Source organism: Acinetobacter indicus (assembly GCF_009914475.1).
In the GTDB taxonomy this organism is placed as follows: domain Bacteria; phylum Pseudomonadota; class Gammaproteobacteria; order Pseudomonadales; family Moraxellaceae; genus Acinetobacter; species Acinetobacter indicus.
This window is the reverse complement of sequence record NZ_CP045198.1, coordinates 2969373-2984555: the sequence shown is the minus strand read 5'-3', so window position 1 is coordinate 2984555 and position 15183 is coordinate 2969373. Positions and strand designations below refer to the sequence as shown.

At 48.0% G+C, this 15183-nt stretch carries 15 protein-coding genes; 4 read left to right on the top strand and 11 right to left on the bottom strand.

Annotated elements, in window-relative coordinates:
- Positions 1-67: 67 nt before the first annotated feature.
- Both purU and GA693_RS14615 read right to left on the bottom strand, forming a co-directional pair.
- Positions 68-934 (bottom strand): formyltetrahydrofolate deformylase, encoded by an 867-nt coding sequence (purU, locus tag GA693_RS14620; RefSeq protein ID WP_005182122.1) that lies wholly within the window; start codon positions 932-934, stop codon positions 68-70.
- Between the two features lie 70 nt (positions 935-1004).
- The gene (locus GA693_RS14615; protein ID WP_005182118.1) at positions 1005-1715 is read right to left on the bottom strand and encodes a TetR/AcrR family transcriptional regulator; all 711 of its coding nucleotides are present in this window, start codon (positions 1713-1715) and stop codon (positions 1005-1007) included.
- Between the two features lie 115 nt (positions 1716-1830).
- On the opposite strand from GA693_RS14615, the gene GA693_RS14610 reads away from it, so the two are divergent.
- The 4 genes from GA693_RS14610 to GA693_RS14595 all read left to right on the top strand — a co-directional run bounded on the left by GA693_RS14610 (position 1831) and on the right by GA693_RS14595 (position 5733).
- Positions 1831-3294, top strand: coding sequence for a coniferyl aldehyde dehydrogenase (locus tag GA693_RS14610; protein ID WP_005182115.1), 1464 nt, complete (start codon positions 1831-1833; stop codon positions 3292-3294).
- 164 nt (positions 3295-3458) lie between these two features.
- A complete protein-coding gene (gene rpmB / locus GA693_RS14605; protein ID WP_000048256.1) occupies positions 3459-3695 on the top strand; it encodes a 50S ribosomal protein L28 in 237 nt (78 codons plus the stop codon).
- A 16-nt stretch (positions 3696-3711) separates the two neighbouring features.
- The gene (rpmG, locus tag GA693_RS14600; RefSeq protein ID WP_003654787.1) at positions 3712-3867 is read left to right on the top strand and encodes a 50S ribosomal protein L33; all 156 of its coding nucleotides are present in this window, start codon (positions 3712-3714) and stop codon (positions 3865-3867) included.
- Positions 3868-4014: 147 nt separating this feature from the next.
- Entirely contained in the window at positions 4015-5733 is a 1719-nt protein-coding gene (locus tag GA693_RS14595) for a cation:proton antiporter (RefSeq protein WP_075167257.1), read from the top strand.
- A 60-nt stretch (positions 5734-5793) separates the two neighbouring features.
- Here the strand turns inward: GA693_RS14595 and GA693_RS14590 are convergent, their stop codons facing one another.
- From GA693_RS14590 to topA, 9 genes are all read right to left on the bottom strand, one after another.
- Positions 5794-6072 (bottom strand): hypothetical protein, encoded by a 279-nt coding sequence (locus tag GA693_RS14590; protein ID WP_005182110.1) that lies wholly within the window; start codon positions 6070-6072, stop codon positions 5794-5796.
- 102 nt (positions 6073-6174) lie between these two features.
- Positions 6175-6678: a DUF6586 family protein gene (locus tag GA693_RS14585; RefSeq protein ID WP_160241634.1), complete on the bottom strand. Its 504-nt coding sequence runs from the start codon at positions 6676-6678 to the stop codon at positions 6175-6177.
- A 178-nt stretch (positions 6679-6856) separates the two neighbouring features.
- Complete coding sequence (locus GA693_RS14580; protein WP_005182105.1) at positions 6857-7108, bottom strand: RNA recognition motif domain-containing protein; 252 nt, start codon at positions 7106-7108, stop codon at positions 6857-6859.
- Positions 7109-7200: 92 nt separating this feature from the next.
- Positions 7201-9192, bottom strand: a complete 1992-nt coding sequence (locus tag GA693_RS14575; RefSeq protein ID WP_160241635.1) for an ATP-dependent helicase — start codon at positions 9190-9192, stop codon at positions 7201-7203.
- A gap of 68 nt (positions 9193-9260) precedes the next feature.
- A complete protein-coding gene (locus GA693_RS14570) occupies positions 9261-9614 on the bottom strand; it encodes a hypothetical protein (RefSeq protein ID WP_160241636.1) in 354 nt (117 codons plus the stop codon).
- Positions 9615-9662: 48 nt separating this feature from the next.
- Positions 9663-10802, bottom strand: a complete 1140-nt coding sequence (locus tag GA693_RS14565) for a glycerate kinase family protein (protein WP_160241637.1) — start codon at positions 10800-10802, stop codon at positions 9663-9665.
- Positions 10803-10858: 56 nt separating this feature from the next.
- Positions 10859-11617, bottom strand: coding sequence for a hypothetical protein (locus GA693_RS14560; protein ID WP_152342203.1), 759 nt, complete (start codon positions 11615-11617; stop codon positions 10859-10861).
- Positions 11618-11621: 4 nt separating this feature from the next.
- A complete protein-coding gene (locus tag GA693_RS14555; protein WP_160241638.1) occupies positions 11622-12425 on the bottom strand; it encodes an NYN domain-containing protein in 804 nt (267 codons plus the stop codon).
- A 93-nt stretch (positions 12426-12518) separates the two neighbouring features.
- Entirely contained in the window at positions 12519-15155 is a 2637-nt protein-coding gene (topA, locus tag GA693_RS14550; protein ID WP_005182090.1) for a type I DNA topoisomerase, read from the bottom strand.
- Positions 15156-15183 lie beyond the last annotated feature (28 nt).

Genomic DNA, 15183 nt, shown 5'->3' with positions numbered 1-15183 from the left:
TTTTTCAAATAATCAATAAAAAAGGCATACTAAAAGTATGCCTTTAAATCTGGTGATTCACAACAACTTATTGGAATACCACTGTTTTATTGCCATCGACAATAATCCGGTCTTCCAGATGCCATTTCACTGCACGCGCCAGCACGTTACGCTCCACATCCTGCCCCAGTTCACGCAGCTGCTCGACAGTAAAATCGTGGCTGACACGCTCCACATCCTGCTCGATAATCGGGCCCTGGTCTAAATCCGCGGTCACATAGTGCGCAGTTGCCCCAATCAGTTTCACGCCTTTGTCATAGGCTTGCTGATACGGGTTGGCGCCAACGAAAGCTGGCAGGAAGGAATGGTGAATATTGATCACTTTCATTTCCCATTTGCTGACAAATTCTTCATCCAGAATCTGCATATAACGTGCCAGCACCAGTACATCATTGCCCTGCATCAATTCATCAATTTTGGCATAGGCTTCGCGTTTATTTTCCTTGTTAACCGGCACCACTTCAAATGGAATGCCGAAGTTCTCAACCGCTTCACGTAAAGTTTCGTGATTCGACACCACTTTGGTGATTTCACACGGCAGACCACCACGCGCATGACGCCATAACAGTTCCAGCAAGGCATGATCGACTTTAGACACTAAAATACCGACCTTTTTCACATCGGCCACCAAGGCCAGACGCCATTGCATTTCATAACGCTCGGCCACATTGCTGGCAAAAGTCTGGATCAGGCTTTCACGACGGCTTTGCAGATGATCCAGCTCGAATTCAACGCGCATGAAATAACGCCCGCCCTGAGCTTCAGTCGCGTATTGATCAAGTGCGGTAATATTTGCTCCCTGATGATACAAAAAGCTCGATACAGCCTGCACGATACCTGGCTTATCCTCACAAGTAATCAGTAAACGTGCAGTATTCGCAGTCGTCATATTCATGTTGGTTTATATCACTAATCAGTTAAATTGAAAAAATAAGCCGGCTATTCTAGCGCGTTTCCTTAACAGACTAAATAGGGGAATCAGTTTCTGTATTCTTGCTTGAAGATAAGCTGGCAAACAGTTCCGATGAACCCAGGGTCTGTAACAGGCCTTCATAGGTTTGACGGCTTTCACCACGCAAATACGCCCCTTCCAGGAATACCATCTGACGCAGCGCCTGCCAGACCCACTTCTCTTCCAGCGTATTCGAGTCGGTAATATGCCCCGACATATACAGGAAGTTGGTCCAGTTGGTCAGCACAATCCACAGGTTAATAATTAAGGCTTCAATTTCCGAGTCGGTCATTTCCATTAAACCGGCTTCCACGAAAGCTTTATAAATTTTTTGTCCCTGCTGCATCACCTGTCCGGCAAAACGCGGATACATTTTGCGGAAATCTTCGTTATTTTCCACCAGATGATAGACATCCCGATGCAAAAAGCGGTAGTTCCATAACTGGCTGCTAAGGACCTGAAAGTAATGAATCTTATCGTTGGCATCCAGCGGACGGTCATCTGGCAAGGCCAGCATGCTCAGGGTTTCGGCCTGATACTGCTCCATCAGCTCTTTAATAATTTCGTTTTTATTGCGGAAATGATAGTACAAATTACCCGGACTCATGCCCAATTCAGCTGCAATATGATTGGTCGTCACGACACGTTCGCCACGTTCATTAAAAAGTTGCAGGCTTAACTGCAAAATACGTTCTTTGGTTTTCACCGTTTTCGAGTGTGACATCCTAAAGTAACCATTCTTTCAAACTGTTAAGAAACTAACAGATAAAGTAACTTGACTATTTAGAGTAAATACTCTAAAAACTAAATTAATTGATTCAATCGAATGGTAACACGCCATGAACAGTCAAACAAAAACAACTTCGATGACCACTCCCGACAGCACGCCCCATAACCTTGATGCACAACGTTTACATGATGTTCTGGCCCTGCAGAAATACGCCTATCAGCGCTATCCGCTGCCAACCGCCAAAGAACGGATTGACCGTCTGGCACGGTTAAAACGGGTGCTGGTTAAATATCAGGATCAGTTTGCCGAAGCAATTAATGAAGACTATGGTAACCGTTCGATGGGCGAGACCAAAATTGGCGAATTACTCACCTGCCTTGAACATATCAAATACTACAGCAAAAACCTCAGTGGCTGGATGAAACCATCCAAGCGACATGTCGGAATTATTCATCAGCCGGCCAAAGCCTGGGTGCAATACCAGCCTTTGGGTGTGGTCGGCATTATTGCACCGTGGAATTATCCGCTGTTACTGTCGGTCGGTCCGTTAATCTGCGCTTTAGCAGCCGGCAACCACGCCATGATTAAAATTTCCAGTGCCTCGATGCATTTTGGCCGCGTGCTGGAAAATGCCATTGCTGAAGCTTTCCCGCAGGAACTGGTGGCGGTCATTACCGGCGGCGGTGCGATTTCCGATACCTTTAGTCATCTGTCCTTCGATAAAATGATTTTTACCGGTTCGACCAATGTCGGTAAAACCGTGATGGCGGCGGCAGCCGAAAATCTGGTGCCGGTGATTTTAGAGCTGGGCGGTAAATCGCCCGTGCTGGTGCATCCATCAAGTGATATGGCCGATGTTGCCGAGCGGATTGCGGTTGGTAAACTCTGGAATGCCGGACAGACCTGCGTGGCACCGGACTATATGTTCCTGCCTAAAGGCAAAACCGCCGAATTCCTGGGTCATTATGAACAATATATTAAGCAGATGTATCCAAGTCTGCGCGACAATCAGGATTACACCTCCATTATTAATGACAAGCAGTACAACCGGCTGCAGGGCTATTTAGACAATGCCCGTGAACAGGGCGCCCAACTGATTGAAATCAATCCGCAAAATGAACTGCTGGACGATGTACGCAAAGTCGCTCCGACCGTACTGACCGGGGTCACCACCGAAATGCGCATCATGAAAGAGGAAATTTTCGGACCACTGCTGCCCATCATGGAATATGAACAAATTGATGATGTAATCGAGTTTATTAATAGCCGTCCGCGTCCACTTGCATTATACTACTTCGACTTTGATCAGGCGCGTGCCGACTATGTCGCACAGCGTACCCATTCAGGGCATTTCGGACAAAACATGGTACTGACCCATGTCGCACAGGATGACTTACCATTTGGTGGTGTCGGTGCGTCAGGGATGGGCAAATATCATGGTCCCGAAGGATTCTTCAGTTTGTCGCATGAACGCTCGGTGATGTCTAATCCGAAGCTGTATAGCTTGAAATACATCCTGCCGCCGTTCAATAAGCCGATTCACAGACTAATTTCAAAGATGCTTCTTCGCTAAATGATCAAGGCATGAGCTATTAGCATGGCTCATGCTGCGTTTTCCTGAAAATCGCTTGTCTTTTAAGCGCATTTTTGGTATAAAACGCCCCTTGAATGAATTCATCCGTTTATTTTTGACTGGCCATACAGATTTGCTGTTGGCTAAATCAATGGAGTTACACCATGTCTAAGGTTTGCCAAGTTACCGGCAAGCGTCCAGTCGTTGGTAACAACGTCTCACACGCCAACAACAAAACTAAGCGCCGGTTCGAGCCGAACCTGCACCACCACCGTTTCTGGTTAGAAAGCGAAAAACGTTTTGTACGTCTTCGTTTAACCACTAAAGGTATGCGTATTATCGACAAATTGGGCATTGAAAAGGTTGTTGCTGACCTACGTGCTCAAGGTCAAAAGATCTAAGTAAGGAGTCAGGACAATGCGTGATAAGATTCGCTTAGTTTCTACAGCTGGTACAGGTTATTTCTATACCACGACTAAAAACAAACGTACTATGCCGGAAAAAATGGAAATCAAAAAATTTGATCCAAAAATCCGTCAACACGTAATCTTCAAAGAAGCTAAAATCAAATAATTTTGGCTTTTTGAAAAAAACGACCTCTCTGCAGGTCGTTTTTTTTGCACTTTTTTTCTTCCAGTTGTTAAAATTTCCTGATCTTTTCAATCTGGCACTCTCTGTGCTTGTCTTTTTTACCCTTAACCTTGGCTTAAGGAGTTGTTAGTGCCGCATGATGTAGAACTTATTATCTTATTGGCTGTCGGCTTTGGACTGGCCTTACTGTTCGGCTATATTGCCGCCCGTTTACGTTTACCGCCCCTGATCGGTTATCTGGTGGCCGGTATCCTGATTAGTCCAAATACGCCCGGCGTGGTCGGTGATATTCACCTGGCCAACCAGCTGGCTGAACTGGGTGTGATGTTCCTGATGTTTGGCGTCGGGATGCATTTCTCGCTCAATGACCTGATGCAAGTCAAACGGATTGCCCTGCCCGGTGCCATCCTGCAGATTACTGTCGCCACTTTACTGGGGATTGGAGTCTCGATGATGTGGGGCTGGAGTTTCGGCTCTGCACTGGTGTTCGGTCTTAGCCTGTCCTGTGCCAGTACGGTAGTTCTACTCAAAGCACTGGGAGATCGCGGCCTGCTAGACTCGGTCAACGGCAAGATTGCCGTGGGCTGGCTGCTGGTCGAAGATCTGGTGATGGTACTGGTGCTGGTACTGTTACCGGCTACTGCGGTCCTGTTGGGTGGACAGGCACTTGCCGGTAGTGCAGCTGATGAAAACATCTGGCTGACACTGGGCATTACCCTGTTAAAAGTCACCGGCTTTATTGCCTTTATGCTGATTGTCGGAAAACGATTGGTACCCTGGATTATGCAGGTGGTGGCGCGTCTGGGTTCCCGTGAACTGTTTACCCTGACTGTGGTCGCGGCGGCCGTGTCAATTGCCTTTGGTGCCTATAAAGTCTTTGGTGTGTCGATGGCACTGGGCGCCTTCTTTGCCGGTATGGTGGTGAAAGAGTCTGACTTTAGCCATCGTGCTGAAGAAGAAACCCTGCCGCTACGGGAGATTTTCTCGATCCTGTTCTTCGTGTCGGTGGGGATGCTGTTTGACCCGCGGATTCTGCTGGAAGAACCGCTGCATGTGCTGGCAGTGGTCGGCATTATCATGATTGGTAAAACCATTGCCGCCATGGCCCTGGTCCTGTTCTTCCGCTACCCGATTAACACTGCATTAACGGTGGGTGCTTCACTGGCGCAGATTGGTGAATTCTCCTTTATTCTGGCCACGCTCGGCGTATCGTTACAGCTGCTGTCTCTAGAAGGTCAAAACCTGATTCTGGCCGGTGCCCTGATTTCCATTACCTTAAACACCTTCCTGTTTTCGGCGATTGAACCGGTACAGCGCTGGATTCGCGAGCGCTCACATCTGGCCCGTTTGCTGGAACGCAGTGGCGACCCGCTGGCGATGTTACCCGATGAAGTTTCACAAGATTATCTGCGGGATCAGGTCGTGATTATTGGCCATGGTGAAGTCGGCCGCCGTATTACCAAAAACCTGATGGCGGAAAATATCAAGGTGGTGATTGCCGAAGAAAACCGTGAGATTGTTGAAAACCTGCGGGAAAAAGGCATTGCTGCGGTATCCGGTGTGGCTACTGAGCCCGGAGTACTGATTCAGGCACATATTCAGCATGCCCGTTTACTGGTGATTTCACCGATGGACATTATTGATATTCATAAAATTGTTGATATTGCGACTACTTTGAATCCGCAAATTCAGGTGCTGATCTGCGCGGAAAGCAAAGAAGAAGCCGAAGTCATTCGCCGTGACAATATCGGTGAGGTGTATTTTGCCAAAGAAGAAATGGCCAAGAACATGAGCAATCATATTTTAAACCAGATTGAAATTGCCCATCATCAACCACCCTCACATTAAGCCTCAGGCACAAAAAAGCGCACCTTCGGGTGCGCTTTTGCATTCCAGAGCATGAGCCGACTAACTCAGATACTTCGGCTGCTCATCAACCACTTCGGCCTGCCATTCATTGACCTGCTTTTCCAGCAGCCCGAATAATGCGGCCTGAATCATGTGCTGGGCGACAATTGGCGTCTGATCTCCCAGCAGGGCTTTGACTTCATCATTAAACTGGATTTTGACCAGAGGTTCCTGTTCTGAACCAGCATTACGCAATGCCAACTCACCACCTTCAAGCTGAACCAATTCCAAAATCGCGTCCTGATTTCCAAATAAGGCTTTTAACTGTTCTATAGACATAATTCCTCCATGTTCAACATGGTGGCAAAGATGGACTCTTTGCATCGCTTAGATAGTTAATATGATGTCAGGTTTTCAGAATTCAAGGGACACTGGTCGGGTTTAGAATTCCACCATTTCATTTCTGAAACCATCAATTAACTGCATCAGCTCACGATGCCATTCACGCAGGATTTTGGTATCTGGCAGCCATGCTTGCGGGGTTTGAGTGACTTTAATAATCAGGTTCGATGAAGTCTCACCTTCCGGTTCCGGTGCGCTTGGCTCCGGCGTATACTGACAAAGACGATAAGCGCGTTTTAATTCAGCAATAAAGCCTTCTTTGGCCAGTTTTTGCAGAATCACCACTTCAGGCGATACCTGACCTTTGGCCGCCATCGCTTCTTCAATTGATTTTAAAGTCGGCTGCAGCTCATTCAGGCGGTAGTAACGCACCAGTTCCTGCAAAAAGGCCAGTACAGCACCATGCAGATGAAACACCGCTGCTTCGCGATGTGCCTGCGCCTGCTGGATATGTTCGGTTTGTTCGGCTTGCTGACATGAAAGACGGGCAAAATACAGTTTTTGATTGGTACGGTCGGCATGAAAGCGAGCAACACGGGACATGAATAGCGTTCCTAAATTTTGGCTTTTATTTCAACATTAAGCTTAAACGCTCTGCGTCCAAATGCCCAACAAAAAATACATATGAGCGCTATCATCAGCATCGATATTTTCTACGATAAGTTTAAATAGAGAAAAATGCAGCGCTAAAAAAGGAGCCACTAAGGACTCCTGTTGATGTTCAAGCTTTCGGCTTGTCTTCCGCAGCTTTAACGCGAATGCCAGCACCTTTGACTTTCAGGGTATTCAGGCCCTTAATCGCTTTGACGGCTTCACGACCATGCGGCATTTCCACAAAGCCAAACCCTTTGGACTTGCCACTGTCAGCCTCTTTAACAATCACCGCAGATTCGACTGTGCCAAACGGCTGAAACAGCGCCAGCAGTTCAGCATCGGTGATAGAACGCTCTAAATTACGTACAAGAATTTTCATTTACTTTTTCCAAATAGGCCAAATCATCCAAAAGCATGCGCCTACTCTACTCTGGAGATTGTGCATCAAGCTGCACAACACATGACTCTAGTTTAATCGAGATCAATCCCAAAATCTAAACGAATCTTCTGGCGTTCGATCAGTGCACTTTTAACAGTTTGTTCACGGGTTTTATAATGGGTTTCACTTTGACACAGGTTACGGGTCAAATCGTTCAGAAAATAGCTTTCCACAGTACGTCCCTGTTCATCGACCGTATCTCTGGCCCACCAGCTGATGTTCTGCTTGGTCAGAATCAGCTCGTTTTGCGCCCGGGTTAAAGCCACATACAGCACCCGGCGTTCTTCTTCAACTTCGTCAAAATTCCCTTGCGCCCGTGCATGTGGATACTGCCCGGCAGTGACATTGGCCACATAGCAGACCTTCTGCTCGGTACCTTTGGCCGAGTGAATGGTAATGAGCGTGACCACATCATCATCTGACTGACGCTCAATTTCACTAATTGAAATTGGATCGAGCACATATTCTTCCAGAAACTCGCTGAGCTGACCGTGTTTGCTGGCCAGCTGCTTGACCAGATCAAAATCTTTAAGCCGTTTTGACCAGTCTTTTTTGGCGTAATTCTGTTCCAGCTGCTCCACCAGTGCCTCAATCGCCAGACTGACACAGACGTCGACTTCCTGTTTCAGTACCGCCATTTGCTTCATAATCAAAATGGTTTTATCCGGAATCCGGCCAAATTTCTCCAGCTTTTCCGCAATCTGCTCCATTTCCGGATTCAACAATAACTGCTGTGCCAGTTTACTGGCACCGACATCTCCCACGCCATTCCACAGGGTCAGAAAACGCATCCAGGCAATATCATCGGCCGGATTGGCAATGACCCGCAGCAGACTGAGCAAATCCTTAACGTGTGCCGATTCCAGTAATTTCATGCCGCCAATAAAACGATACGGAACATTGGCGGCAATAAAGGCCGCTTCAATATGCCGCGCGGCAAAACTGGAACGCACCAGCACCATATGCTCCTGCCATGCTGCGCCCTGGATAAAGTGACGCTCTTTGATATCAATGGCAATCCATTTGGCTTCATCAAACTCATTCGGAAAAATGTGCATGCGCGGTTTTAAGCCGCTGCCGCGATATGCCTCCAGCCGTTTGTCATAGCCGATCGGACTTTGATCCAGCAACCAGTTCGACAGGTCCAGAATTTCCTGGGTTGAACGATAGTTGCGCTCCAGCTTATAAATCTGGGCACCCGGAACACGTTCTTTAAAGTGATGAATGTTTTCAAAGTCTGCACCACGGAAACCGTAAATCGACTGCGCATCATCACCAACACAGAACAGCTGCACCCGCTCTTTTAACGGCTCCAGCAAGGCCCATTGCAAAGGATTGGTGTCCTGCATTTCATCGACCAGCATGTGCTGGCACAATGATGCGACATAATCGACCAGCCCCTCTGATTGGGCCAGCGCCGAAGCGACAATTGCCAGAATATCGTCATAATCCAGAAAATGACGCGCCTGCTTGCGCGCTTCATATTCTTTCATGATCTCGGCAATCTGATCTTTATAATCCAGACATTCCGGCAGCTGCTTTTCCAGGGCAATACTCAGTTTTTGCCGGGTATTGCGGGCAAATGAATAAAGATCACATAGCTGCTGCGGCTTGGGCAAGGCATTTGGATTTTTCTTGTCATCTTTACCACGCAGTAAACGAAACATCATGATCTGGTCATCACGATCAATAATCGAGAACTGTTCCAGCCCAAAGGCTTTTGGAATCCGGCGCAGCAGATACATACAGAAGGTATGGAAGGTCGAAGCACGCAAGCCCTTGGCCTGCTCGCCCAGCGCCAGTTCGACCCGCGCTACAATTTCGGCAGCGGCACGGCGGGTAAAGGTTAAAATCTGAATCTGGTTGGCCGGAACGCCCTGATCAATCAGATAAGCCGCACGCGCCACAATGGTTTTGGTTTTGCCACAGCCTGCCCCAGCCAAGACCAAACTGTGCTTTGCTTCAGTGGTGGCTGCATTTTTCTGTTGGGGATTTAACTCGTCGATGAGCTGTGCAAGTGACATACCAAATCATTTCTCGAAAATTCAAAGCGAGATCTTATCATAAGCATCCCATCAACATAAAAACTAGCCTATTTGTAAACCCGGATCGTTTTCGAATTGAGTACTTCGTATTGCAGCCCCAGCTGTCTGGTCGTTACGTCCAAAAATTCAAAAAAGTTCGAATTGCGTAAATGAAGGGGAAATTGATGATTCATATCGACATCTGAATCCACAATCAGCGTGACCTTCTTTTCAATTGCCAGCAGATTTTTTAAAACACTCAGATGCATCTCATCAAAATGAAAAGACAGTACTCTCGGCTGTGAGTACTGCTGTACAGGATTTTTCCTGAGATAATTTTGCATATTTTCGCGGTAGGCCGATTTTGCAAAACTGTGTACGGTGATGCAGCTTAATATCAAAACCAAGATGATCTTTTTCATAATTTCCCTATTTATCATTTTTTTAAACCCTATTGGCATCTGGGTTTATCACGCTTTCTTTAGCGATCGCATGACATTTTCGACGCTGTCGGTTAAATTATTTTCCGCATTTCGAATCGCATCTTCTACTGAAATATCAGGTAGATTAATGCCAATAATCTGTGTAAATCCCGCCTCTAGCAGTGGCTCAATGCCTTCACCGATCATTCCTGCAAACGCATAGACCGGTTTATTCAAGCCTTTCGCAACCTGTGCCACACCAAATGGGGTTTTACCCATGAAGGTCTGCCGATCAATTTTCCCTTCGCCGGTCAGGACCACATCGGCCTGTGTAATTTTTTCAGTCAACCCGGTTTGCTGAATCAGCAGTTCAACACCTGACTGAATTTTTGCGCGTGCAAAAGCAAGCAAGCCAAAGCCCAGTCCACCCGCTGCACCGGCCCCGGCCTGATGTTGCACATTAACCCCGAGCGTTGTTTCAACCAGATTGGCAAAATAACCCAAGTTCTGATCGAGAATTTTGACCAGCTCCGGTGTGGCACCTTTTTGCGGTCCAAAAATGGCCGAGGCACCATATTCCCCACAGAGCGGATTATTGACATCGCTGGCAATCAGCATCTCGGTGGTTGCCAAACGGGCATCCAAAGCACTAAGGTCAATCTCGCAGATCTGCTTTAAATTGCCGCCACAAGGTTGCACCTCCAGGCCAACCTGATCTAAAAATTTCACCCCCAACGCCTGCGCCATTCCACTGCCGGCATCATTGGTGACACTGCCGCCCAGTCCAATCACGATTTTAGACACGCCCAGATCCAGCGCCTGGCGGATCATCTCGCCAGTGCCATAAGTAGAAGTAAGCGCCGGATTGCGCTGCGCCAACGGAATAAGATGAATACCATTGGCCTTGGCCATTTCAATGACTGCAGTTTTGCCGTCGTCAATCAGGGCAAAGTAGCTTTCAACCTGTTGCTGCGGCAAAGGACCGCGTACCCGACACGAAACTTTCTGCCCGGTACATGCATTTAACAGGGCATCGACGGTGCCTTCACCGCCATCGGCCAGCGGTACCAAGCGACAGATTGCATCCGGAAACTGCCGCAAGATTCCGCGCTGCATGGCCTGGGCGGCCTGTACTGCGCTCAGGCTTTCTTTAAAGGAATCTGGTGCAATCACAAAACGAAGTGGCATGTGGTTTATCCCCAGCGTGGGTGTCCATTGTGGATAAGTGTTGACTTATCCGCATATTAGCGTAGCCAGCCAATTTCCGCAGCGGTCAGGTCATTAATGACGGTGTATTGCAGGCTGTCCGGCATTTTGCTGGTGCTGCTACTTAGCGGAATATGCCCGCCCATTAACTCAGCTTTCTGCTGTGGATAGCGTGGCTGTTGCTGCGGGTTGGCATAACCCAGCGGATAAATCGGCAGTCCGGTGGCCAGATCATATTTATCACGGGCGCCAAAAGCATGCAGTAATTCATGTGCCAGTACCACATGATTCTGCTGGTTCTGACGCTCGGCGGCAAACAGGTTAACCGAACCAATCCGGCCTTTTTCCAGCGCGGTAGAATGTTTTAAAGCTTTTTGATGAGCTGGATCATAATAGTTTAAATACAGGGTCACATGCGGTGCGCCATCAACTGACTGATGCTGACGCCAGGCATAAAACCGGAACTTGAGACTCCAGATGATGCTATCGAGTAAAGAAGCCTGTTCCGGTACCTGTGGCGGCAACTGTTTCAGTTCCCGGCCAAGCTGCAGATAAAAATATACCGGTTGCTGGCGATACTGTGCTGCGGCCTGCTGCAAATACTGCTGCACCGTTTGAAAACTGCTGTTAGACAGCTGCTGGATATAAAGCTGCGTGCTGTCCTGTCCATCAGCATTCACCGGATGCAAGAGCACCCGCACTGGTTTATTCCAGTCCTGATTCTGGTCACGATAGGCATTTACCGCCACAATGAAAAGAATCAGCAACAGGATCAGGATACGAATCTTTTTCCACATCGGCTTAAGCGCTCTGTTTTTTGAGTTTTCTCAGATACATCTGACTCATTTCAATTTTGGTTTCAAACAGATTCAGAGTTTTAATGAGTCCGGAAAGCTTGGCCCGGCCATAGTTTCTGGAATCAAAATCCGGTTTTACCGCGCTGATATATTGCCCAACCATACCCAGATTGGCCCAGCCATTTTCATCGGCATTGTCTTTGACTGCTTTATAAATCAGATTCAGTGTGGCGCGATCCATCATCTCCGCAGCCGGGTTTTCTTTCGGCGCAGTGCTGGATTTTAGCTCGGAATTTTTTGCACTTTCTAGGTTCTTTTTGTCCTGAACCGGGCTGATTTCATCTTCTTCGGCATTTTTCAGTTCATTTTCAGAGATCAGGTTTTCAATATAAATAAATTTATCACAGGCTTTTTTAAATGCTTCCGGGGTCGATTTTTTGCCAAAACCATAAACACTCAGGCCATTTTCACGAATCCGCGAGGCCAGCGGAGTAAAGTCACTGTCACTGGACACAATACAGAAACCATCCAGCGCTCCGGCATAGAGCAAATCCATGGCATCAATAATCAGGATCATGTCGGTGGCATCTTTGCCTTTGGTATAGGCAAACTGCTGTACCGGGGTAATGGCATGCGGCAACAGCACATCACGCCACTTTTTCAGGGTTTCACTGCTCCAGTCCCCATAGACCCGTTTCACGCTGGCAATGCCATATTTGGCCACTTCTTCAAGCACCGAAGCAATAGCGTGAATCGAAGAGTTATCGGCATCAATTAACACCGCAAATTTTTTTGTTTGGATATCCACCGGTTCCCCAAGCGCTTATTATTCAAATTTATTGTGGAGTTGATTTTGACATAAAAAATGCCGACTGATGTCGGCATTTTTTATTTTTAGCTTTTAGGCTTCAACCCATTTGCCATCCTGATATACCAGACTCCATTTGGTCTGCTTGCCTTCAGGGGTTTCAGAGCCAATATATTGCGCCTGATTTTTACGGCTGAATTTCACCAGAGTCGGGTTGCCTTCTGGGTCTACATCGGGTGCTTGCAAAATGAATTGATATTTTGGATCAAGCTGGTCAGCAACCGTACGCAGTTCCGCCACCTTCGGTGCACGGGTTTCACGCACTTTCGGGAACTTGCTGGCCGCCAGGAATAGACCGGCAGCGCCATCACGCAGGACAAAGAAGTCATCGTGCTTGGTCGAGCGTAAATGTTCCATCTTGATGGGGTCGACACGCGGCGGCGCAGGCTGACCGTTTTTCAAGACTTTACGAGTATTGTCACAGCTGGTGCAGGCAAAGTATGGACCAAAACGGCCAGTTTTCAGCTGCATTTCGCCATCACATTTATCACATGGAATGGTCGGGCCATCATAGCCTTTAATCTTGAACTCGCCTTCTTCCAGCTCAAAACCGGCGCAGTCCGGGTTATTACCGCAAATATGCAGTTTACGGCCACCATCAATCACGTAGCTATCCATTGCGGTTTCGCAAATCGGGCAGCGTTTTTTCGACATCAGGTCGGCGGTTTCAGCACTGTCATCATCTGACAGGGCTGCCAGAGATTCAACAGGTGTTAAATTCAAAGTGCCCTTACAGCGTTCTTTTGGCGGCAGGTTATAACCGGAACAGCCCAGGAATACCCCGGTAGTGCCGGTACGAATCTGCATTGGACGTTCGCATTCCGGACAATGCACGGCATCCACTTCCACCGGCAGGTTACGGCGCATGCCCTGTTCGCCCTGTGCATTGGTCAAACGGGTTTTAAAATCACCATAGAAGCTGTCGAGCAGATCTTTCCAGTTGCGTTCACCATCGGCCACTTTATCCAGCTGACCTTCTAAGTCCGCGGTAAAGTCGTAGTTCATCAGGTTGTTAAAGCTTTCATCCAGACGGTCGGTGACAATTTCACCCATCTTTTCCGCAAACAGGCGGCGGTTTTCCAGCTTGACATAACCACGGTCCTGAATGGTAGAAATAATCGCCGCATAGGTCGATGGGCGGCCAATGCCACGTTTTTCCAGTTCTTTCACCAGCGAGGCTTCGGTAAAACGTGCAGGCGGCTTGGTAAAGTGTTGTGATGGGTCCAGCTTTTGCAGTTTCAGCACTTCGCCGACTTTCACTGCAGGCAGCAATACATCATCATCAGACTTGTTCTGACCACGTACTTTGGTAAAACCATCAAAGACCAGGGTACGGCCTTTGGCTTTCAGTTCTACCCCATTGGCATTGACCAGAATGGTCGATGATAAATACTCGGCCGGAGTCATCTGACAGGCCACAAACTGACGCCAGATTAAATCGTATAAACGCTGGGCATCACGCTCGACACCAGCCAGGCTGTCGCCTTTCAGACCGACATTGGATGGACGAATCGCTTCGTGAGCCTCTTGCGCGCCGGCTTTGTTGCCGTAGCGGTTTGGCTTGGCCGGTAAATATTTTTGGCCATACTCGGATTCAATATGCGTACGCACCATATTCACGGCGTCATCACTCAGGAACGTCGAGTCGGTACGCATATAGGTAATAAAACCGGCTTCATACAGACGCTGTGCCAACATCATGGTTTTCTTGACCGAGAAACCTAGACGGGTACTGGCCGCCTGTTGCAGCGTTGATGTGATATATGGCGCACTCGGATTCACCTTGGTTGGCTTGTCTTCACGTGCAGCCACCGTATAATCTGCATCTTTAATCAGGTTCAGCAAGGCATCGGTTTCAGCCTTGTTACGCAGCTTTAAGGTCTTGCCATTTTGCTTGACTGCTTCCAGACGAATATCATCTTGTGCAGATTTGGTATCGGCAAATACCTGCCAGTATTCTTCCGGAATGAAGGCACGAATTTCACGTTCACGCTCTACCACCAGTTTGACGGCTACTGACTGGACACGACCGGCTGACAGACCACGGGCAATTTTTTCCCACAGCAATGGCGAAATCATAAAGCCAACCACACGGTCCAGGAAACGGCGCGCCTGCTGCGCATTGACTTTATTGGTGTCTAGACGTGCCGGATGCTTAAAGGCTTCCTGAATGGCATTTTTGGTAATTTCGTTAAATACCACACGCTGATAACGCGCATCATCACCGCCAATGACTTCTTTTAAATGCCAGGCAATGGCTTCCCCTTCACGGTCCAAATCCGTTGCCAGATAGACTTCATCGACCTGCGATGCCAGTTTTTTCAATTCAGCAACAACATTTTCCTTGCCCGGTAGCACTTCATACTGGGCTTTCCAGCCATGCTCCGGGTCTACCCCCATGCGGTTGACCAAGGCCTGCTGAGCTTTTTCTGCTTTTTGTGCTTCGGTCAGTTTGGCACGTGTGGTGGTTTTCTTTTCTGTACTTTTACTGGCGCCTGTAGGCAAATCACGCACGTGACCGACCGACGACTTTACAATGTAATTCGAACCGAGGTATTTGTTGATTGTTTTCGCTTTTGCAGGCGACTCCACAATCACCAAGGCACGCTTAGCGCCATCGGCAGATTTTGCTGTAGTGCTTTTCGATGTGGAGCGAGGAGCGTTCGCCATAGTTAACCGTAGTTCCTGTGAAAATGTT

Bases quoted from the DNA above. Each gene is read 5' to 3' on its own strand.
- GA693_RS14610 (WP_005182115.1), top strand. From the start codon at position 1,831: ATGAACAGTCAAACAAAAACAACTTCGATGACCACTCCCGACAGCACG.
- rpmG (WP_003654787.1), top strand. From the start codon at position 3,712: ATGCGTGATAAGATTCGCTTAGTTTCTACAGCTGGTACAGGTTATTTC.
- GA693_RS14560 (WP_152342203.1), bottom strand. From the start codon at position 11,617: ATGTGGAAAAAGATTCGTATCCTGATCCTGTTGCTGATTCTTTTCATT.
- topA (WP_005182090.1), bottom strand. From the start codon at position 15,155: ATGGCGAACGCTCCTCGCTCCACATCGAAAAGCACTACAGCAAAATCT.
- GA693_RS14585 (WP_160241634.1), bottom strand. From the start codon at position 6,678: ATGTCCCGTGTTGCTCGCTTTCATGCCGACCGTACCAATCAAAAACTG.
- purU (WP_005182122.1), bottom strand. From the start codon at position 934: ATGAATATGACGACTGCGAATACTGCACGTTTACTGATTACTTGTGAG.
- GA693_RS14570 (WP_160241636.1), bottom strand. From the start codon at position 9,614: ATGAAAAAGATCATCTTGGTTTTGATATTAAGCTGCATCACCGTACAC.
- GA693_RS14575 (WP_160241635.1), bottom strand. From the start codon at position 9,192: ATGTCACTTGCACAGCTCATCGACGAGTTAAATCCCCAACAGAAAAAT.
- GA693_RS14565 (WP_160241637.1), bottom strand. From the start codon at position 10,802: ATGCCACTTCGTTTTGTGATTGCACCAGATTCCTTTAAAGAAAGCCTG.
- GA693_RS14615 (WP_005182118.1), bottom strand. From the start codon at position 1,715: ATGTCACACTCGAAAACGGTGAAAACCAAAGAACGTATTTTGCAGTTA.
- GA693_RS14580 (WP_005182105.1), bottom strand. From the start codon at position 7,108: ATGAAAATTCTTGTACGTAATTTAGAGCGTTCTATCACCGATGCTGAA.
- GA693_RS14590 (WP_005182110.1), bottom strand. From the start codon at position 6,072: ATGTCTATAGAACAGTTAAAAGCCTTATTTGGAAATCAGGACGCGATT.
- rpmB (WP_000048256.1), top strand. From the start codon at position 3,459: ATGTCTAAGGTTTGCCAAGTTACCGGCAAGCGTCCAGTCGTTGGTAAC.